This is a genomic window from Salibacterium lacus (assembly GCF_042684865.1).
Taxonomy (GTDB): domain Bacteria; phylum Bacillota; class Bacilli; order Bacillales; family Marinococcaceae; genus Salibacterium; species Salibacterium lacus.
The window spans coordinates 124,320-145,005 of record NZ_JBHUML010000003.1; the positions used below are offsets into that span (position 1 = coordinate 124,320).

Consider the following 20,686-nt stretch of genomic DNA (forward strand, 5'->3'; position numbering starts at 1 on the left):
AAGAAATTTTTTTTAGTTCAATAGGTTTTTTTCGAAAAAATTTTCATCGCCGTGCTTTTAACGAAAAAAAATTTCATTTAAACTGTACATAAGACTATAGACGAAAAGGAGCCCGGCCTTATGAATGACGACAACACCACCCAGGTTCTGCACCGCATTCGTTCTTCCTACCGCCAGTTAAGTGAAAAAGAACAACTGATTGCCGATTACATTCTCAAGCATCCTGAATCCATCGTTCATTCCACCATCAACCAGATTGCCGACGATTTGATGGTCGCAGATGCTACCGTTTTTCGTTTCTGCAAAAGGCTCGGCTTCAAAGGCTACCAGGCATTGAAAATTGCTCTGGCCTCCGAATTGGTTCATCCTATTCAGGATATCCATGAAGAAATAAATGAAACAGACTCCGAAATGGAGATTATGACGAAGGTATTTCAAGCGAATATGAATGCGGTGCAGTTCACAAAAGAAATACAGGAAAGTGAAAGTTTCCGGAAAGTACTGGATCATATTCTGCATGCAGAACAGCTCCATTTTTATGGAAACGGCGGTTCAGGGATAACCGCCCAGGATGGGCTGCATAAATTTATCCGTACCGGTATTCCCTGCTTTGCCTACACCGATACCCATATGCAGCTGATGGCTGCCTCACAGCTGACGGGAAACGATGTTGTCTTTTTTATTTCCCATACCGGTGCCAATAACGACCTTCTCGAAGTCGTAGAAACCGCTAAAGAAAACGGCGCCGTGACCGTCGGGATTACGAACCTGGCTAAATCACCGCTGAGTAAGCAGGTCGACGTCTGTCTGTTCACCACCTCTGAAGAAACCGACTACCGCTCGGAAGCTTTATCCTCAAGAATCGCAGAACTCTCTCTGCTCGATGCGTTATATGTTAATTACAGTGTGAAAACAAAGGATAAAACGCAGAAGGCCGTTAATAAAATGCGAAAAGCTATATCAAAGCGCAGAGTATGATAACCGCTGGGAAATTTATTTTCGGTGTTGGTGTCGGCTTGTAAATCTGCTTATCCGGCTCGTAAATGGCCTCATTCGGTTTGTAAAAGAGGCCGGTTGGACAGTAACAGCCGACTCGGACAGTATTGCCCTTCATTTGGCAGGTAAACAGCGGCAGCCGGCTGGTAAGCGCAGTTGTTTGGCAGGTATTTCTTCTTCCCGTTCCCGGTTGCAGTTGTTTCGAACCGGCAATATCCCATGCTGCCGGAAGATAAACTTCAATCTATAAAAATCCGGACGATATCGAATGCTCCTAGCGGCATCCGACATCGTCCGGATTTTTTAATCTATATTCTTTTGTTACAGGCTTCTCTGCCTACCACTCCGCGATGCTGCCATCGGCGTGGCGCCATACGGGGTTTTTCCAGTTATGCCCCTGAGCTGCGCGTTCTCTTACATAGTCCTCATTGACTTCGATACCCAGTCCCGGTCCCTGCGGAATATTCACATGGCCGTTTTCGTAATCAAACACGCGGTGGTCTTTGATGTAGTCGAGCAGGTCATTTTCTTTGTTGTAATGAATACCGAGACTCTGTTCCTGGATAAAGGCGTTGTGAGCTGTTGCGTCAACATGCAGGCACGCGGCCAGCGCAATCGGACCGAGCGGGCAGTGCGGTGCCACAGCTACATCGTAAGCTTCGGCCATCGACGCTATTTTCTTCGTTTCGGTAATACCGCCGGCGTGGGAGATATCAGGCTGGATTACATCAACACAGCCGCTTTCGAGCAGCGGTTTGAAATCCCACCGTGAAAACATACGCTCGCCTGTTGCAATCGGAATATGGGTGTGACCTGCGATACTCTTGAGCGCTTCGTTGTTCTCCGGTACGACCGGCTCCTCAAGAAACATCGGACGGTAAGGCTCCAGCTCTTTGGCCAGTACTTTGGCCATCGGTTTGTGTACTCTGCCGTGGAAATCAATACCGATGCCGACCCCTTTTCCGACCGCTTCCCGGACAGCTGCCACCCGTTCAGCGACAGCATCGATTTTTTCATACGAATCGATATACTGCAGCTCTTCGGTACCGTTCATTTTAACCGCCGTAAATCCGGTATCAGCTGCCTGTTTCGCAGCTTCGCCGACATCGGCCGGCCTGTCGCCGCCGATCCAGGAATAAACGCGTATCGTATCCCGGGCGGCGCCTCCCAGCAGATCATAAATCGGAGCATGATAATATTTCCCTTTGATATCCCAAAGTGCCTGATCAATGCCGGCCAGCGCGCTCATCAGAATCGGGCCGCCGCGGTAAAACCCGGAGCGGTACAGCATATTCCAGTGATCCTCAATACGGAGAGGATTCTTTCCATCTATGTACTCCATTAATTCTTCCACGGCAGCCTTCACGGTATGGGCGCGTCCTTCAATCACGGGCTCACCCCATCCAACGATTCCTTCATCCGTCTCGATCTTCAAAAACAGCCATCTCGGCGGCACCTGAAACAATTCATATCCGGTTATTTTCAACACCTTCACCCTTTCCATCTAAACATTTGCTGATACTCTCCCCATCATAGACAACGATTGGTAAAAGACGCAATGCCCGCCTCCCGGATCAGCCGCCTAGCTGCCATCCAAGAGCGAAGCAGAGGAATGCTCCAGCTGTTGATAACCCTGTGTATAAGCAAAAAGCGCGGTAATTCCGTTGTTCCAAAAGCTGAAAGGCTTCTACACTGAAGGTGGAAAAAGTCGTAAACGCACCGAAAAATCCGATGCCGGTAAGCAAGAACCACGGATCCTGCGGGGCGGCTTCCCCAAATTGTTCAAAGCGGAAGGCGGTGAGAAGACCCAGACTGAAGGATCCAATCACATTGACAAGCAGCATACTGACAGGAAACGGCACACCTTTTTGAAAACGCGCGAAAAACATGCCGGCAAGATAACGGAAAATGGCGCCGAGACTGCCCCCTATCGTTAAACCAATTACTGTCATAAACGCCCGCCTCCTGCTTTCTGACCAGCCGTAAAGCCAACCGCAGCGGCCACTATGCCAAAAAACAGAGTGCCGGCTGTATATCCAGCCGCTGGAAGTATCATCTGCTTGTGCAAAAGTTCTACCGCATCTGCGGAAAACGTGGAAAACGTGGTGTATCCGCCGCACAGACCGACACCGAGTCCTGCTTTCACCCAGTCTTTCGGCGCTTTCACAACAAACCACCCGGATAAAAATCCAAGCAGCAGACTTCCGGATACATTTTCAATCATCGTTCCTACAGGAAAATCGAACGGCAGCTGATGGCTCACGAGATACCGAAGCCAGGTTCCTGCCGCTCCTCCGGCTCCTACCGCCATAATAGATTTCATTTAGGTCACCATCGTTCCATAGAGTATTGGTACACCTATCATACTCCGCTAAGGCTATTTTCGAAAATCATCATCTTTTTCAAGATGTGTCATAATGCGGTCGAGTTTTTGATTCATTTCCCCGGTCTCCTTCTATTTCTTGGAAAAAAGCTTTATGACAGCCCCTGTCACAAGAACAAGAACCGCAATGACAACCAGTATCATCAGCAGGGAAAAAATAATATCTCCCCAGTACACGGATTCCGGCATTCTCTCATCCTTCTTTCTATGTTTTTATATCACTGTAACATATTTGATTCCAAAGAAAGTATTACTTCATGCGAAAGAAATTCCCCATATTTACTCACGGGAGTATATGGGGATAATCGGTATTATGATTTATCGGCCTCTGAGGCATTTTTGGTTGCTGCTTCCGGCTGGTGTTTCATTTCTTCCACTGTCTTCACGTTTGCGCGGGCCGCTCCACGATTACATTCATTGGTGGGAAGCATCTCACTGGATTGGAGACTTTTCCTTGCGTTTTTTACTGCTTCCCCGTATTGAGGGAGCCAGGCTTCCTGCGCGGCCAGCATCTCCTCTGTCATCTGCCATATTTCAGGAGGGCTGCACACAGCTCCTGTCAAAGGATCCATCATCATGGCCTGTTTGAGCAGCATATCATCTCCGTGAACAGCTGCTTCTACGGCCAGGCGCTGCACGGATATGCTTTGATTGCACACAGCTGCGCATCCTAAAGGAAGGTTTCCGACAAGAGGCATGTTCACTCCGTGCCGGTCGACCCAGCCCGGCGCTTCGATGACAGCATCATCCGGCAGGTTTGCAATAACCCCGTTATTAACAACGTTAAAATGCCCTCGGTACACCTGTCCTGTTTCCAGTGCTTCCAAAATATACGACGCGTGTTCCTCGCTGCGTTCCTGTTCTTCATACCGAAAAGCAGGTTCATTCAGCCAGTTTGGATAATCTGTTTCAAACCAATTTCTCCCTTCTATGCATACCCGCAGGTAGCCTCCGGTTTCACCGTGAATCCAGCTGCTGTCGTCAATCCACTCTTTTATTTCTGCCGGCCTTTTTCGATACCACGGCACATACTCACTCAAGTGGCCGTTGGATTCTGTGCTGAAATACCCGAATCTGCGGAGCATATCGATTCTGACTTTTTCCGTGTCTTTATATTCCGGATGAGCCTCAAATGCTTCGAGAAGGTCTCCTGTCCTGTCTTTTCCGTTATGTTTGACCTGAATATACCACGTCTGATGATTGATGCCGGCACAGATAATGTCGATCTCTTCTTTGGCGGCATGTAGAACGTCGGCAATCTGTTGATGACCGTGCTGCACCCCGTGACATAAACCTATCGCCCGAACACCCCCGTAATGGTTGGCCGCCCACGTTAACATTGCCATCGGATTGGCATAATTCAGCATAAGACAATCCGGCGCTGCCACTTCCCGGATATCCCGGCAGAAATCGAGCATAGCGGGAATTCCGCGCTGTCCGTACATAATTCCTCCGGCGCTCAACGTGTCTCCCACACACTGGTCCACGCCGTATTTCAAGGGAATATCAATGTCCGTTTGAAAAGCTTCGAGGCCTCCTGCTCTCACCATGACAATAACGTACGCTGCGTCTTTCAGTGCTTCTCTCCGGTTTGTCGTTGATTGAATGGAAATTGTTAATCCATTGTTATCAATATCTCTTTGACACAGCTTTGTGACTTTTTCCAGATGACCGGAATCAATGTCCGTGAATGAAATATCCATATCGTTAAAGTGTGGAACCGACAATATGTCCCGCAGCAGGGATCTCGTGAAACCTATACTTCCCGCTCCGATAAATGCCACTTTGCATGACATGGCCGGACCTCCTCTTTTTACATTTTGAATGTCTCCGTTTTTCTTTCATAAAAAGAGAGGGAAGAGTTTTTGCTGCCCTTCCCCCTTATTTTGTTAGTTTGGGACTTTCTCTCTTTTCATCTGTTTCAGGCGTTTCATCACATCGTTTTCCCCACGGCCGAAGTAATCGTGCAGACGTTCATATTCTTCATAAAGGTCCAGGTATTTTTCATGCCGTTCTTTATCCGGAAGAACTGGTTCCGGTTTCAGACGTGCCATCTGACGGGCGGCTTCCTGAATGGAATCATAGCCGCCCTTCTTTGAACCGGCGGCCACTGCTGCAAACATGGCGGAACCGACCGCAGGAAGTTCTTCGCTTTCTGCGATATAAATCGGCTTGTTGGTGACATCGCTGTAAAGCTGTATCAACATTTTATTTTTATAGGAAAGACCACCGTTGGCATACAGTGCATCAATCGGCACACCCTGCTCCGTGAAGCTTTTTACGATTTTATAAGTGCCAAATGCTGTCGCTTCAATCAACGCCCGGTAAACGTCTTCAGGTTTTGTGTCAAGTGTCATCCCCAGGATCATCCCTGTTAAGTCCGTATCCACCAGGACAGACCGGTTGCCGTTCATCCAATCCAGCGCGACTAGACCTGTCTCCCCGGGTTCGAGTTTATCCGCCTTTTCTTCCAGCAGTCCATGAATGGACATGGCTCTTTCCCGAGCTTCTTCTTCATAAGCTTTTGGTACAAACTGATTGACAAACCAGGAAAAAATATCTCCAACAGCGGACTGTCCTGCTTCATATCCGAAATACCCCGGAATCACACCGTCTTCTACGACGCCGCACATTCCTTCCACCGTGCGTTCTTCTTTTCCCAGCAGCATATGACAAATGGACGTTCCCATCGACATAACCAATTTCTTTTCGTCTGTCACTCCCATAGCAGGCACGCTCACGTGGGCATCCACATTACCGACTGCCACTGCTGTACCTTCACAAAGCCCCATCACATCGGCCATGTCCGGGGTCAGCTCACCGGCTTTCTCCCCTTGCGGATAGATTTCCCCGCGTAGTTTCGTTTCATATAAGTCTTCCATTTTTGGAGACAGCGCTTTCAACGTTTCTTTGTCTAAATAGCCCTCCCGTTTATGCCAAATGGCCTTATACCCGGCAGTGCAGCTGTTCTTCCGGATCACTCCGGTCATTTGGGAAGTAACCCAGTCGGCGGCTTCCAGAAATTGATCCGCTTCTGTGTACACTTCCGGTGCTTCCTCGACAATCTGCATGATTTTAGCAATCATCCATTCTGACGATAATTTACCTCCATACCGGGACAGAATATCAGGGCGTTTCCGCTCGAGCACTTCATTCAGACGGTTCGCATAAGACTGTGCCGCGTGATGTTTCCAAAGTTTCACCCAGCTGTGCGGCGTATCCTGCCATTTTTCCTCCAGACATAACGGTTCGTTGTCAGCGCTTACAGGAATCATCGTACAAGCAGTAAAATCAATCGCAATGCCTATCACGTCTTCTTTTGACACGCCGGACTGTTGTACCGCTTCGGGTACAGCCGTTTTCAGCACGTGAATATAGTCCCCGGGATGCTGCAGGGCCCAGTCCTCCCCAAGCTTAATCTGCTGCGGCAGTTCATTATCCAGAACACCGTGCGGATAATCCGCTGCGACTGCTGCAAGTTCTTTCCCGTTCTGCGTATCAATAACGACAGCACGGCCGGACAATGTTCCAAAATCAATCCCTATCGTATAATCACTCAACCTCTGTCCCCTCCTGTCTACAGGTTTAACCATGTACGTACAACTTCTTTATATTATAAATAAAATAGCATTTGATAACAATACAAACCTCTCTACATCCCCAAAAATAAAAAATAAAACCCTGTACAAACAACTACTGTTACGCTAGTGATTTTCCTGTTATTAAATGTTCTTCTCTTTCCCGAAAATACGATACGCTCTGCTGAACAAGATGATTCAGTTTGGCTTGATCCGGCTTTGCGTGCATAGCTGGATAAGGGTCTCCTCCCGGCCCCAACGGCTCAGGAGTGACAAACACCTCTTTTTGGTGGAAACGGATAAGATAAAGAGCCATAATAATTGTATCAATATCCATATGCCCATCTCCTAAAGCTCCCCGGTTACTGTCTGCCATATGAAGATTAATCAGGTGGTCTCCTGCCTTCAGAATCGCTTCCCCTATATGCTCTTCTTCTGACTGCATATGATATGCATCTCCATTAATGTGTTGAATACCTTCATGATCCACTTTTTTGATGTAATCCACCGCATCACTGACAGTATGAACGAAACTTACTTCCGCTGCTCTGACAGGTTCCACTGCTGCTTTAATATTGTTTTGCTGAAACAAGGGAGCGACATGATGAATAGAATCTACACTTCTTTCCAGTTCCATGTCATCATAAGCCTGCGGCCTCCCCACCGCCCCCGGTACAATCAATAAGTAAGACCCTCCTACTTCCTTTGTAAATTCTACTTCACGCTTAATATAATCAATGGCTGCCTGTCTTTTCCTTGGGTCATTGCTCGATAAATCATTCTCTGCCGAAAACATCCCGCATACTCCGGAAACATTCAAATCATAATGTTGCAGTAACCTTTTAGTTTCCTGTACACTATACCCCAAATCTTTTCCGTAATGATTTCCATGAATTTCAATATACTGAATACCTGCTTTATGCAGCCGTTGAAAAGAATCTTCCAAAGATTCAAAGCCAAATCCCCAATTGCTCCACGAGAACTTGAGGCGCTCATTGAATTCTCCAGGGCTTTCTTGCAGCAAATTGCAAAATTGCCGTTTTATCTCTTCATCTTTTCTTTCATAGTTTTGTTTCAACCGCATTCAAACCTCCCTGATATAATTAGTTGGAAAAGCGGTCAAATCATATCGCATTTGACCGCTTTTCACTCATTCATTTCAACTAAAAATCAAATTCCGAGGCGTTTTCTTTGGTGTAGTCCTGAGGAGGCCCCATAATAACGGTTTTTCCGTCATCTTTGACAGTGATTTCTCCTACATTTTCAATTTCCTGTCCATCTTCCGGCATTTCACCTTCGGCCAGCATTTTCCCTAAAGCTACAGTGAGATATCCTAGTTTTTCAGGATTCCACAGAACGGCTGTATCAAGGGAACCGTCTTCGAGAAATGGCTCAGAATCCGTAGGAAGGGCGGAACCGACAACGGATACTTCATCCTGAAGACCTTCTTCCTGTACCGCCTGGGCTGCACCTAAGGGCGCAGGCGTAGAAACCGCAAGGACACCGTCCAATTCTGGATAAGATTTCAACAGATCAAGGGTTTTCTGATAAGCTACCTGCTGCTTTTCTTCTGTCGGAATTTTGTCCGAAACAATTTCAATATCAGGATAGTTCTCTTCCAATTCGCTCTTGGCTGCATCAATCCATAGGTTCAAGTTCGCAGCAGAAAGACCGCCTGTCAGGATAGCAATTTTGCCCTCTTCTGTCCCCATCGCTTCCACCAGCTTTTCTGCCATGTGACGCCCAAATTCCTCATCATCTACCTGTTTGATCGATAAATCCACTAATTCTTTGTCCGCCGGGGTATCCCAGTCCATGACGTTGATTCCTTCTTCTTTCGCTTTTTTCAGGACTGGTTCCACGGAGGCCGGATCATTTGGGGCTACCGCAATAGTGTCCATACCTTGAGAAATCAAATCTTCTATTACTTTCACCTGTGCTGCAGCATCCGCTTCCGTCGGGCCGGTATATTCCACGTTCACTCCCAGGTCTTCTCCTGCCTGCTCTGCACCTGTTTCCGAAGCATTAAAGTATGGAATACCTACAAGTTTAGGAACGACAGCGACACCACCGCCTCCGTCTGATCCGGATTCTCCGCTGTTCCCTTCTTCAGAATTTCCGGAGGTTTCTTCGTTTCCAGTGCCGCCTCCTTCACCTGAATCTCCACTACCAGCGCTTTGTTCCGATACACAACCTGTCAATAAAATAAGTCCGACAATCACCACAGTCAGCGATAACCACAACTTCTTCATGATTGATCCTCCCTTTTTCTTCTTAATTTATTTATAAACCCCGGTTTTCCGGGTTTATAAAACGAAATGATTTACATTCAAGCTGTTTTTTCAGAAGAACTTTCCCCTTTTCGTCTGCTGAACTTGTCAGAAAAGAAATTCAGCGTAAGAACGATAATCAAAATGGCACCAATCACCACATCCACCAATGAAGAATGAACATCCATCAGATTAAGTCCGTTTCGAATAAACTGAAAGATTAAAACAGCATAGATAGTTCCCATTACTTTCCCGTAACCACCGTGAATGTCAGTGCCCCCAAGCACTGCTGCTGCTACACTCTGGAGAAGATAAGAAGAACCAAGGTCTACTTTCACCGAATTGTAGCGGGATGTCATAATGATGGCTGACACAGCAGCAAGCAGGCTGGCATATAAATAGACTTTCATTAAAACCTTACTGTTTTTCACTCCAGAGAACATAGTAGCAATATCATTACTGCCATACATGTAGACTCTTCTGCCCCAAGTTGATTTGTTCAGCAATACTGCGGTTAAGATAATGAAGAAGATAAATATAAGAAGCGATACAGGGATAATGCCCATGTAATATCCATTTCCTATCAGTCCATAAGCATCAGGAAATCCTGAAATCGCGTTCCCGCTTGTAATAGCAAGGATTACTCCTTCAAATAAAACCATGGTTCCTAGTGTTACAAGTATCGGCGGAACTCCGATTTTTGAGACAACCGTACCGTTAAAAGCACCGCAAGCCAAAGCAAATAAGATACCCACAACAATGGCTGGTAATATCCCAAAGCCATTTGTCATCATTAATGCTGCTCCTACACCTGAAAAGGCAGCGATATAGGTAATGGAAAGATCAATTCCTCCGGTTACAATGACAACCATCATTCCCAGGGCAATCAACCCGAATTCCGGCAGTTGAAACATCATATTATTTAAATTACTGGAGGAAAAAAATCCTGGTGTGAATAAACCCATTCCTACAAAAATACCAAGGGCTATAAGGCCTAAAACGCTTTCTTTTGAAAGTTTCATGTTCATGTTAAGAGGCCTCCTTGACGTCAATATTCGATAGCTTTTCCTGATTTCTGCGATGATTGATTTCATCATAGGAGACAGCAATGACAATAATGGCACCGGTTACAACATTTTGCCAAAACGTGTCGATCCTGGCTAAAATCATTCCATTCTGCATAATCGCCAACAACAGGACACCCAGCAATGTTCCGGGGATAGAACCTCTTCCCCCATGAATATTGGCGCCGCCGAGAACTACAGCTGCGATAACGGTTAATTCCAGTCCCGCAAGACCGTTGGGATCAATGGCGCTTGTATACGAAGTTTGGGCGATAGCTGCTATACCTGCAAGAAATCCCATGTAACTAAATACAAACATTTTTACTTTTTCAAAGTTTATCCCCACCCGCACGGACGATTGTGCATTTCCGCCTATGGCCAGCACCGATCTTCCAATTAAAGTATACTTGAGGATAAACCAGGTACCTGCTGCAACCAGAGCAAATAAATATATCAATATCGGAATACCAGCTATTTCAATGTTTGAGAATGCCATGAAAGAATCCGGAAAATTAGTGCTGTTAATATAATTACCGTTGGTTATATATAAAACCAATCCGGAAAAGATGTTCAGGGTTCCAAGCGTTACAACAATCGCAGGAATTTTAATTTTTGAAACCAACAGTCCGTTAAAAGAACCCAGCAGAATTCCGATAAGCGGTGCTATTAAAAATATCAAAACCACAGAAATCCAGCTGTCCGGGAGAAACTGAAACAAATAGCCAATGGATACAGTTACAGCGGTAGTTAAGGCTGCTACGGAAACATCAATATCACTAGTGATGATAATTAACGTCATTCCTATGGCGAGTATGCCGATTACAGCGTTTCCTTCTATGATGTCCAGCCAGTTTTGCACAGTTAGAAAGACTGGACTGACAAACGATAAAATAATGCTGATAATAACAACTATCGCCAAAACGCTGAATTCTTTTTGTTTTAATAAAAATTTCATAGTCAGACCTCCTGGTGAGACTTGCCGTCCGATACTTCTGAGTTACCCACGTCCTTCTCACCCTCTGTATCCAACGCGATATTCATTATTTTTTCCTGATCTGCATCGATGGTGTTCATTTCTCCCTCTATTCTTCCCCGGCTCATGACTAAAATTCTATCGCTGACAGACAACACCTCAGGCAGCTCCGAAGAAATCATAATAACACCGATTCCTTCGTTTACCATTCTTCTGAGCAGTTTGTGAATTTCGGTTTTAGCTCCTATGTCGATACCATTAGTTGGTTCATCGATGATGAGAAGCTTTGGCTGAGCGGAAAGCCATTTACCGATAACCACCTTCTGCTGGTTGCCTCCAGAAAGTTTATCAGCCGGCATATCGGGCATAGAAGGCCGAACATCCAGGGATTTAATATATTGGTTCGTAAGATTTTTCTCGATATTATGATCTATCAATTTAAACTTGTTACGCAGCGTGTCTATCACAGGGAGGGTCATATTATTAACAACTGACTGCCCAAGAACCAGTCCCTGTACTTGTCTTGCTTCCGGGATGTAAGCGATTCCATTTTTCACTGCATCTTCAGCAGAAGAAATTGTAAGATCTTCTCCATTGAGCCTGATCGTTCCCTGGTCAGCTTTATTAACACCGAAGATGGATTGAGCAAGCTCTGTTCGGCCTGAACCCACCAACCCGGTTATCGCAAGTATTTCCCCTTTATGCAGACTGAAGTTAATATCTTTGAAATTTCCTTCTTTTGAAAAATTATTAACTTCAAACATTTTTTCACCGATATCTGCTTTTTCTGTATTCCTTTCATAAACCACTTCACGACCCACCATCAATTTGATAAGTTCCTGCTCATTTATTTCATTCACACCGTAAGTGCCTACATACTGTCCATCCCGGAGCACAGTCAGTCTATCGGATACCCGGAAAAGTTCTTTCAACTTGTGACTGATAAAAATAACCGAAATTCCACGTTCTTTCAATGTATCAATCACCTTATATAGTTTTTCGACCTCCCCTGATGAAAGAGAGGATGTTGGTTCATCCATTACTATTAATTTAGAGTCAAATGCCAGAGCTCTGGCAATTTCTATCATTTGCTGCTGTGCAATACTCAAAAGTTCTACTTTTTTGTTGAGGTCTATATCCATATCCAGTTCATTCATTGCTTTTTCTGCAAGACCTTTCATGGATTTCCAATTTATTTTCTTCCACGGTTTTTTATTGCTGTCCCTTCCGATATAGATGTTTTCGGCTACACTTAAATTGGGAAATAAGCTGAGATCCTGATAGATAATTGATATCCCTTTCAGCGTTGCATCCAGGGGCTGATGAATGTCAGCCTCTTCTCCTTCGAATAAATATTTCCCTCCTGCATCTGCATCGTGAATACCAGCCAGCACTTTAATCAGCGTCGATTTCCCAGCTCCATTTTCTCCAATTAAGGCATGAACTTCACCTCTTTTTACTTTTAACTCTACGTTATCGAGTGCCTTGACGCCCGGGAAGGTTTTGCTTATATGTTCCATTTCCAGAATGTAATCACTCATCCGGAAAAACCCCCTTCGAATGTTCCTTGTTTATCCAAAAGATATTCTTCCCCAAGTTGAGAGCAGAAATCTCTCACCTCTTCTTTGCTTGGTATACCGACCTGCGCTCCGGCCTTCGTTACTTTCAGAGCCCCTACAACAGAAGCAAATCTGGCTGCTCTCACTAAATCTATTCCTTCTTCAATGCAGCAGGCGAGAGTACCGGCAAAAGCATCTCCGGCTCCGACGCTGTCCAAAGGTTCTACTGATATGGCAGGGATATGACACCATTTCCCACTCTGATAAACGACTGCTCCCTGATCCGCCATCTTTAATATGGAGTTTTTCACACCCATATTTTCAAATGTTCTACCAGCCTGAATTGCCGTATCCACATCTACAACATCAATGCCCAGCATGTGGTAGGTTTCCTGTCTGTTTGGTGTAATGATATCGGCATATTCCAATGCTTTTACTGTAATGCCTTCAGCTGGAGCAGGGTCCAGGATTGTATAGATATTTTTTTCTTTGGCAAGCTGCATAGACCGAATAACCGTTTCCTGGGGAACCTCCATCTGCACCAGCAGCACATTGGTATCATCCGTTTCTCTAAATGAAGTTTCTACATCTTCCGGCAGTAGGTCTTCGTTGGCACCTTTCATGACGAACATCGTATTTTCCGAGGTACTGTCAATCGTGACAATCGCTGTGCCTGTCGCATATTTTTCCGATGTTTTTATAAACCGGGTGTCCACACTGGAAGAACCCAGGCTCTTCAAGAGATTTTCCCCATAATAATCGCTGCCTACTGCCCCTATCATACGGACATGCTTGTCAAACCTTGCTGCAGCTGTAGCTTGGTTTGCTCCTTTTCCACCCGGAAAATACTGAATTTCTTTTCCGAAAATCGTGTCCCCCCGCTTTGGGTACTGATCGATGACCGCCACAATGTCGTTGTTAATGCTCCCTACTACTGTAATAGTCATCTACTGACTGCCCCTCTCTACATTACTGCTCCACTTTCAGACGATCCGTGAAATGTCTTAAGTCTGCGGTTGATTGTTTAAGTCCATTTGGCTGCTTGAATAAACAGGAAGTCCCGCAAACCAGCATATCTGCTCCTTTTCTTATAACTTCCGGAATAATGTCGTAGCTGATATTTCCATCTACCTGGATTTTTATTTGAAGATTATTACTATTTATAAAATGCTTAAGATTCTCAATTTTATTTAAAGTAGAAGGAATAAATGTCTGTCCGGCAAACCCCGGGTTAACCGTCATAATCACAACATAATCCACAATATCCCCCACATATTCCAGGCTGTTCAAGGAAGTAGAGGGGTTAAGAGCCAGCCCTGTCCGTACTCCCGTACTATTCATGTGCTGCAGTGTCCGATGTAAATGAGGTGTAGCTTCTTCATGAATAGAAATCATGTCACACCCGCATTCTACAAAGGTGTCAATATAGCGTTCCGGATATTCAATCATCAAATGAGCGTCAAACGGTAGATTGGTATCGTGTCTGACACTTTTTATCATATCCGTTCCCATCGTGTAATTCGGAACAAAATGTCCGTCCATAATATCAAAATGAAAGAAATCCACATTTCCTTCGTGAAGGATCTTAATATCCTCCCGCAGTGCCCCTAAGTCGCTGCACATCAAGGAAGGTCCAATTTCAGTCAAAATACCTCCTCCTTAAATAAAGCGCTTTCATTTTTGGTTTTAATTAATGTTAGCACTTACATTTTAAAAAGGCAACATTTTTTTGGTGTTTTCAAAATTTCATGTGTAAAAACCAACAAAACAGGTTTCTGTTATTTAAGCATGATTCCGGTATTTGCAGCAATCATAAAAAAAACACGCTGTGTCAACAGCGTGAAAAAACATGTGCCTAATTTTCATCTCCAACAATAATGCTTACACCGCTTTTATTCACTTCCCTGATTGAATTCATGGATACTTTGTTATCCGTTATCAGATAATCAAGTATCGAAACGTCGCAAAGACGAAATAGCGACTTCTCTCCGAACTTGCTTGAATCTGCCAATAAATATAGGTTTTCAGAGATAGATATTAACTGCTTTTTTACAAGAGCCTGATCCTCGTGCATTTCACTGACACCCCGCTGAATATCAACACCGAGACAGGAAAAAAAGAATTTATCAACATGATAGTCTTCAATTACTCTTTCAGCGAAATTACCAACCAGAGACATAGATGCTTTCGATAAGTAACCTCCTATCAATATGACCCTTATATGGTCCTCTGTGGATAATTCCATGGTCACACCAATAGAGTTCGTAATGACGGTGATACTCTTATCTTTAACATGCTGCACAACCATGAGAGCTGTCGTACTTGCATCCACTGCTATGATATCCCCGTTTTCAACAAATGAAGCTGCTTTTTTGGCTATGACCTGTTTTTCTTCAGCATTTTTCGATTGTCTGTGCAATTGCGGAGTTTCAACCCCTTGATCCACTTTTAAAGCACCGCCGTGAATTTTACGAAGCAGCTTATCTTTTTCCAGCTTTTCAAAATCTCTTCTTATGGTTTCTTCACTGACATGAAACATGGAACTTAAATCAGCAACGCGTGCAGCACCGTTTCTATCAATCATTTTGACAATCTCTCTTTGGCGTTCATTCAATTGCAAAGAATTATCATTTGTTTTTCCCACAAAACAACACCTCTATCCAACTTAAAACAACATAAAAACCACATTAAAATAGTAATATGATGTTGTTTATATTATAGGAGCTTTTTTCTTTATAAGCGCTTTCTTCTTCTTTAGTATACTATATGCACACTACTTATACCAATCTTTGGGTGTTGTTTTCTGCGTGGTTTCATAAAAGGATAATGTATGCGCATTTTCAAATTCAAAATGAGTCAACAACACAAGAGGTTGACCTTGCAGCTATTTTAAATTATGATTTTTTATAACATGTACGTACAATTAATTATACTTTAAATGAGGTGAAAACCATGCTGGAAAATCTAAAACAAGAAGTGCTGGAAGCCAATCAAGGTCTGGAAACATACGATCTTGTAACGTTCACATGGGGAAATGTAAGCGGATTCGACCCGGAGTCTGAAAATCTCGTTATTAAACCCTCCGGTGTGCCGTATAGTAAATTACAGCCGGAGGACATGGTCGTCGTTTCACTGGATGGCCAAGTCGTGGAAGGAAAGCTCAAGCCTTCTTCCGACACTCCTACTCACATCGAGCTGTACAAAGCGTTCCCCGGTGTGAAGGGAATTGTCCATACTCATTCCGACTGGGGAACAGCATGGGCTCAGGCAGGAAAAGGAATTCCGTGCGCCGGTACTACCCAGGCCGATTATTTCAACGGGGAGATACCATGCACACGCCGCCTTACCAAAGAAGAGGTAGAACAAGATTACGAAAAATATACCGGCACGGTTATCATCGAAGCTTTTGAGCATACCGAACCTCTTGAAGTACCGGGCGTTGTCGTTCACGGCCATGCACCGTTTGCATGGGGAAGCTCCCCGGAAAACGCTCTGCATAATGCCGTTGTCCTTGAGAAAACGTCGAAGATGACCTTCTTATCGAGTCAACTTTCTGAGGACGGGAAGCCGGAACTGCTGGACGATTACGTGCTGAATAAACATTATGAAAGAAAGCACGGTAAAAATGCCTATTACGGTCAATAAAGGGAAAAAGACGGGACTGCTCTCAAGAGCGGGCCCGTCTTTTTATTAACAAAAACCAACACCTCTTTAATATTTCTTTAAAAATTTTAAAAATTCCCTTTATATTCTTTTTGTACAATGAAATGGAATCTACTAAACGGAGGAGAGATAATTCATGTTCAAAAAGATGGGTGCTGTTACATTGGGAGCCGGTCTGGTTTTGGCCGGGGGCGGCGAAAACGTGACGGAGGCTCAGACAGAAGCGAACCAGTTCGGACTTCCAGGGATGTGGAATCCCGGCTGGAATGAATCTTCTCAGCAGGATGAAGTAGAGAACATCATTTATATGATACCGGATGGCTTTAATGCAGATTATGCAGCAAACTATCGGTGGTATAAAGGAAAAAATGCAGTCTGGGATGAACATCTGAAGGGCATGTTTAAAACAAGATCCAGTGACTCCAGGGTGACGGACTCCGCTGCAGCCGGTACTGCCATGGCAACAGGCCATAAAACAAACAATGGAATGGTCGGCCTCGATGCGCAGGGAAATGAAGTGGAAACTATTCTGGAAGCGGTGGAAGAGGAAGGGAAATCCTCCGGACTAGTCGCAACGTCCAGAATCACCCATGCCACACCGGCCGTCTTTGCGTCTCATGTCGAATCCCGTGACAATCAAGCAGAGATCGCACAACAGATGCTTGATAACGACGTCGACGTCATGCTCGGCGGTGGAAAAGAATACTTCCTGCCGGAATCTGAAGGCGGCATGCAGTCGGAAGAGCATTTATTGCAGCAGGCTCAGGATGCTGGTTACCAGCACGTGGGTACAAAAGGTGAGCTGATGGATACAGACAGCGTGAACGTCAATGAGGGGGAAAAACTGCTCGGTTTGTTCGCAGATGGTGCACTGAGCCCTGAACTGCAGCGCAGTAGCACGGAAGAACCAAGCCTTTCCGACATGACAAGCAGTGCCATTGATACACTGAGCCGGGATCAGGATGGATTTTTCCTGATGGTGGAAGGAAGTCAGATTGACTGGGCCGGGCATGCCAATGATGCCGGATGGGCAATGAGCGATACCGAGGCTTTCGAACACGCTGTGGAAGACGCCATCACATTTGCCGAAGAAGAAGGAAACACTCTTGTCGTTGTGGCCGGTGACCATGAAACAGGCGGAATGTCTGTAGGAACCAATGGAGAATATGATGTACAAGCCGATAAGCTGAAAGAGGTGCAGGCAACCGGTGATTATATGGCAGCACAGTTAAACGAGGACCGCACCAATATCCGGGAGGTCGTCGAAAATCACACTCCTTTTGAATGGACAGAAGAAAACATTACAGCGGTACAGGAAGCAGACAATCCTGCCGCAGCCATCAATACCATTGTAAGTGACAAGGCTCTCGTAGGCTGGACAAGCTCCGGACACACCGGTGTAGATATTCCCGTCTATGCTTATGGTCCTCAATCCGATTCCTTCAGCGGCCTTCTGGATAACACGGATCTGCCGAAAATCATGGCCGATACGATGAATATCAGCCTGGACAGTAATCAATAATCACTAAACAAAAACACAAACAGTATTCCATCTTTATGAAAAACGAGACCGGGACAAAAGATAACTATGCGCAAGAAAACATGAAAGTCTTGAGTCGCTGTTCAGAAGTCTCATAGCAGCGAAGTCAAAATGCTTCGACTACTGCTCGGGACAGCACAAGCCGCAGGTATCCCGCAGGATGTGCGGTCAGGTTCGGCGTCCGCACGTGACGTACTTCCACAGGATAATTAATGACGTTTTACCGGCGCACGAAACCCTCTAATGTACCTCAGGCATCTTGTCCAACGACGTTTTAGGGAGTCCGGAACCTTCTAAAGTGCCTTGGGAATCATTCCTGATGACGTTTACAGGGGTACCGGACCCTCTAAAGTGTCTCCGACGACATGCCTGATGACGTTTGAGAGGCTGCATGATACCCTAAAGTGCCTTAAGGACTATTCTCTGCCGTTTTCACATAGCGGCAGGCTCTCGTTGCTGCATCGCCCCGTTCAGTTTCCGGCTGAACGCAGCCTCGATTCGTTCATGACAACGTTTACGGGAGCGTGGAACCTCCTAAAGTGCCTTAGAACCCATTCCCAACGACGTTCGTCCCCCAACCTGTACAAAACAAACAAATATACCGGCTGGCACCGTAATCCCATCGCGGAGCAGCGCAGGTGTGGCTTCGATTCCGGCAAACGGGCCCGGGAACGGCCGGGGTGCATCGGTTTCGACAAGCAGCTGACCCGGAGGAATGGCGGAGGCAGGCCGTACCCGGGGCAAAGAAGACACGATGAGCCCGGCGAATCGATGCCTCCCTTGTGCTCTACAGTAAAAGCGAAGCATGTTGGCGCAGCGGTTTGTCTCAGCAACGAAAAATACCGAACGATTTTAAAAAATCGTTCGGTATTTTTCTATCTTATAGAAGTTTTGTCCCGGCCTCTTTGGAAGAGACCATATGACTTTTTTTATTTAGACCAGTACGCTTCATTCTGGCGGATCTCTTTTTGTATTTCTCTTGGTTTGGATGTTTCATCTATGATGATACATTCGATACCGTTTATCTCTGCCCAGTCCTGCAGGTCTTCACTGGTGAGGTCATAGGAAAGACAAGTGTGGTGCGCGCCTCCGGCGAGAATCCACGATTCGGCTGCATCCTCCAGATTCGGCTCTGGTCTCCACAGTACTCCGGCTACCGGGAGGTGTGGCATGTCTTCTTCTATTTCCACTGCTTCCACCTCATTCAGAATCAAGCGGAAACGATCTCCCAGATCAATGAGACATGCGTTCACCGCGCTGCCTGCTTTACTGTTAAATACAAGCCGTGCCGGGTCTTCTTTTCCTCCCATCGGTAATGGGTGAACCTGAATTTCCGGTTTTTCGTCTTCTTTTTTAATGCTCGGACATACTTCAAGCATATGCGACCCCAGAATTCGTTCTTTTCCGTCCTGTAGATGGTAGGTGTAATCTTCCATAAACGCTGTATTGCTGCCGTTTGTCATCATTTTCATGGCACGCACGAGCGCTGCAGTTTTCCAGTCGCCTTCTGCGCCGAAGCCGTATCCTTTCTCCATCAGGCGCTGTACGGCAAGACCAGGGAGCTGTTTCATGCCGTGCAGGTCTTCAAAGTTCGTCGTAAACGCCGTATAGCCGCCGTCCTCAAGAAAAGCTTCCATGCCGGCTTCAATACGGGCCTGTTCGCGGACAGCCTGCCATGTCTCTTCATTATTTTTCGTCTCTTCCGGTATTGTATAGGATTCTTCATATTCACTTACAATTTGATCAATTTCCTCATCGGCCACCTTGTTTACATACTCCACCAGATCGCCAATGCCATGAGCCTGCACAACCCAGCCGAACACAGCTTCAGCTTCCACTTTGTCACCTTCTGTTACGGCAACGTTGCGCATATTATCTCCAAAACGAGCCACCTTGATATTGCGGCCTTCAGAAGCTGTAACCGCCGCTTTGGCCCAGCGCCCGATCCGCTTTTGCACGTGAGGCTGCTGCCAGTGGCCGGCGACAACTTTCCGCGGGATATCCAGACGCGCGGTCATGAAGCCGAATTCGCGGTCACCGTGGGCGGCCTGATTCAGGTTCATGAAATCCATATCAATCTCATTCCATGGAATCTCGGCATTATACTGCGTATGAAGATGCAGGAGCGGCTTCTGCAGCACTTTCAAACCTGCAATCCAGATCTTTGCAGGCGAGAACGTGTGCATCCACGTGATGATGCCGGCGCAGCTGTCATCACTGTTTGCCTGGCGGATGAGTGTCAGAATTTCATCGGAAGTGGTCACCACCTGCTTAAAGCGGATCGGTGTTGTGATTGCCTCTCCTTTCTGCAGTCCCTCTACGATATCTTCTGAGTGTGCTTTAACTGCTTCAAGGGTTTCTGGACCGTATAGGTGCTGACTTCCGGTGATAAACCAAATTTCATTCTTTTTTGTTTTTATCATTCGTCTTTTTCTCCTCTCACCTAATAACTTGTACGTATAAGATAATATCATCTATATCGTTACTTGTTAATGTTTCTTTTCTCTTTCACAATAAAATTTATCATGCTTTATTAGTAATAAAAGACACTCATCTGCCTTATCCTTGTATGTAAAAAGAACGATATTCTTTTCATCCATTGACACTAGTACGTACATGTAATACCTTGTAGTTATCGCTTACATTTACAAAAAAAGGAG

At 45.5% G+C, this 20,686-nt stretch carries 17 protein-coding genes; 3 read left to right on the forward strand and 14 right to left on the reverse strand.

The annotated features are described in order from the left end of the window. Positions 1 to 120: 120 nt before the first annotated feature. A complete protein-coding gene (locus ACFSUB_RS11210; protein WP_380713345.1) occupies positions 121 to 978 on the forward strand; it encodes a MurR/RpiR family transcriptional regulator in 858 nt (285 codons plus the stop codon). A gap of 355 nt (positions 979 to 1,333) precedes the next feature. On the opposite strand, the gene dgoD is transcribed toward ACFSUB_RS11210, so the two are convergent. From dgoD to ACFSUB_RS11275, 13 genes are all read right to left on the reverse strand, one after another. Continuing rightward, positions 1,334 to 2,482, reverse strand: a complete 1,149-nt coding sequence (dgoD, locus tag ACFSUB_RS11215; RefSeq protein ID WP_380713346.1) for a galactonate dehydratase — start codon at positions 2,480 to 2,482, stop codon at positions 1,334 to 1,336. An 88-nt stretch (positions 2,483 to 2,570) separates the two neighbouring features. Further along, positions 2,571 to 2,948, reverse strand: coding sequence for a fluoride efflux transporter CrcB (crcB, locus tag ACFSUB_RS11220; RefSeq protein WP_380713347.1), 378 nt, complete (start codon positions 2,946 to 2,948; stop codon positions 2,571 to 2,573). Next, positions 2,945 to 3,319, reverse strand: coding sequence for a fluoride efflux transporter FluC (locus ACFSUB_RS11225; protein ID WP_380713348.1), 375 nt, complete (start codon positions 3,317 to 3,319; stop codon positions 2,945 to 2,947). Before ACFSUB_RS11225 ends, crcB begins: the two co-directional genes overlap by 4 nt. Positions 3,320 to 3,690: 371 nt before the next feature. After that, positions 3,691 to 5,175, reverse strand: a complete 1,485-nt coding sequence (gene melA / locus ACFSUB_RS11230; RefSeq protein WP_380713349.1) for an alpha-glucosidase/alpha-galactosidase — start codon at positions 5,173 to 5,175, stop codon at positions 3,691 to 3,693. Positions 5,176 to 5,268: 93 nt separating this feature from the next. Beyond that, positions 5,269 to 6,939, reverse strand: a complete 1,671-nt coding sequence (locus ACFSUB_RS11235) for a ribulokinase (RefSeq protein ID WP_380713350.1) — start codon at positions 6,937 to 6,939, stop codon at positions 5,269 to 5,271. Between the two features lie 139 nt (positions 6,940 to 7,078). After that, positions 7,079 to 8,041 (reverse strand): sugar phosphate isomerase/epimerase family protein, encoded by a 963-nt coding sequence (locus ACFSUB_RS11240; protein WP_380713351.1) that lies wholly within the window; start codon positions 8,039 to 8,041, stop codon positions 7,079 to 7,081. Between the two features lie 79 nt (positions 8,042 to 8,120). After that, positions 8,121 to 9,209, reverse strand: coding sequence for an autoinducer 2 ABC transporter substrate-binding protein (locus ACFSUB_RS11245; RefSeq protein WP_380713352.1), 1,089 nt, complete (start codon positions 9,207 to 9,209; stop codon positions 8,121 to 8,123). A gap of 77 nt (positions 9,210 to 9,286) precedes the next feature. After that, entirely contained in the window at positions 9,287 to 10,255 is a 969-nt protein-coding gene (locus ACFSUB_RS11250) for an ABC transporter permease (protein ID WP_380713353.1), read from the reverse strand. Between the two features lies 1 nt (position 10,256). Continuing rightward, positions 10,257 to 11,246: an ABC transporter permease gene (locus ACFSUB_RS11255; protein ID WP_380713354.1), complete on the reverse strand. Its 990-nt coding sequence runs from the start codon at positions 11,244 to 11,246 to the stop codon at positions 10,257 to 10,259. 2 nt (positions 11,247 to 11,248) lie between these two features. Then, entirely contained in the window at positions 11,249 to 12,805 is a 1,557-nt protein-coding gene (locus tag ACFSUB_RS11260) for a sugar ABC transporter ATP-binding protein (protein WP_380713355.1), read from the reverse strand. Then, positions 12,802 to 13,770 (reverse strand): ribokinase, encoded by a 969-nt coding sequence (gene rbsK / locus ACFSUB_RS11265; RefSeq protein WP_380713356.1) that lies wholly within the window; start codon positions 13,768 to 13,770, stop codon positions 12,802 to 12,804. Before rbsK ends, ACFSUB_RS11260 begins: the two co-directional genes overlap by 4 nt. 22 nt (positions 13,771 to 13,792) lie before the next feature. Next, positions 13,793 to 14,470, reverse strand: a complete 678-nt coding sequence (rpe, locus tag ACFSUB_RS11270) for a ribulose-phosphate 3-epimerase (protein WP_090925140.1) — start codon at positions 14,468 to 14,470, stop codon at positions 13,793 to 13,795. Between the two features lie 208 nt (positions 14,471 to 14,678). Then, positions 14,679 to 15,467 carry a DeoR/GlpR family DNA-binding transcription regulator gene (locus tag ACFSUB_RS11275; RefSeq protein ID WP_380713357.1) on the reverse strand — a complete coding sequence of 263 codons (789 nt, stop codon included), beginning with the start codon at positions 15,465 to 15,467 and terminating at the stop codon, positions 14,679 to 14,681. 308 nt (positions 15,468 to 15,775) lie between these two features. Here ACFSUB_RS11275 and ACFSUB_RS11280 point away from each other — a divergent pair, with 308 nt between their 5' ends. Then, positions 15,776 to 16,468 carry an L-ribulose-5-phosphate 4-epimerase gene (locus tag ACFSUB_RS11280; RefSeq protein WP_380713358.1) on the forward strand — a complete coding sequence of 231 codons (693 nt, stop codon included), beginning with the start codon at positions 15,776 to 15,778 and terminating at the stop codon, positions 16,466 to 16,468. Positions 16,469 to 16,622: 154 nt separating this feature from the next. Then, positions 16,623 to 18,008, forward strand: a complete 1,386-nt coding sequence (locus tag ACFSUB_RS11285; RefSeq protein WP_380713359.1) for an alkaline phosphatase — start codon at positions 16,623 to 16,625, stop codon at positions 18,006 to 18,008. Positions 18,009 to 18,955: 947 nt separating this feature from the next. Here ACFSUB_RS11285 and araA read toward each other — a convergent pair. Next, entirely contained in the window at positions 18,956 to 20,449 is a 1,494-nt protein-coding gene (gene araA, locus ACFSUB_RS11290; RefSeq protein ID WP_380713360.1) for an L-arabinose isomerase, read from the reverse strand. Positions 20,450 to 20,686: the final 237 nt, after the last annotated feature.

Coding starts and splice junctions, on each gene's coding strand:
- ACFSUB_RS11250 (WP_380713353.1), bottom strand. CDS start 10,255: ATGAACATGAAACTTTCAAAAGAAAGCGTTTTAGGCCTTATAGCCCTT.
- melA (WP_380713349.1), bottom strand. CDS start 5,175: ATGTCATGCAAAGTGGCATTTATCGGAGCGGGAAGTATAGGTTTCACG.
- rbsK (WP_380713356.1), bottom strand. CDS start 13,770: ATGACTATTACAGTAGTAGGGAGCATTAACAACGACATTGTGGCGGTC.
- ACFSUB_RS11225 (WP_380713348.1), bottom strand. CDS start 3,319: ATGAAATCTATTATGGCGGTAGGAGCCGGAGGAGCGGCAGGAACCTGG.
- crcB (WP_380713347.1), bottom strand. CDS start 2,948: ATGACAGTAATTGGTTTAACGATAGGGGGCAGTCTCGGCGCCATTTTC.
- ACFSUB_RS11255 (WP_380713354.1), bottom strand. CDS start 11,246: ATGAAATTTTTATTAAAACAAAAAGAATTCAGCGTTTTGGCGATAGTT.
- ACFSUB_RS11245 (WP_380713352.1), bottom strand. CDS start 9,209: ATGAAGAAGTTGTGGTTATCGCTGACTGTGGTGATTGTCGGACTTATT.
- ACFSUB_RS11210 (WP_380713345.1), top strand. CDS start 121: ATGAATGACGACAACACCACCCAGGTTCTGCACCGCATTCGTTCTTCC.
- ACFSUB_RS11240 (WP_380713351.1), bottom strand. CDS start 8,041: ATGCGGTTGAAACAAAACTATGAAAGAAAAGATGAAGAGATAAAACGG.
- ACFSUB_RS11280 (WP_380713358.1), top strand. CDS start 15,776: ATGCTGGAAAATCTAAAACAAGAAGTGCTGGAAGCCAATCAAGGTCTG.
- ACFSUB_RS11260 (WP_380713355.1), bottom strand. CDS start 12,805: ATGAGTGATTACATTCTGGAAATGGAACATATAAGCAAAACCTTCCCG.
- ACFSUB_RS11285 (WP_380713359.1), top strand. CDS start 16,623: ATGTTCAAAAAGATGGGTGCTGTTACATTGGGAGCCGGTCTGGTTTTG.
- araA (WP_380713360.1), bottom strand. CDS start 20,449: ATGATAAAAACAAAAAAGAATGAAATTTGGTTTATCACCGGAAGTCAG.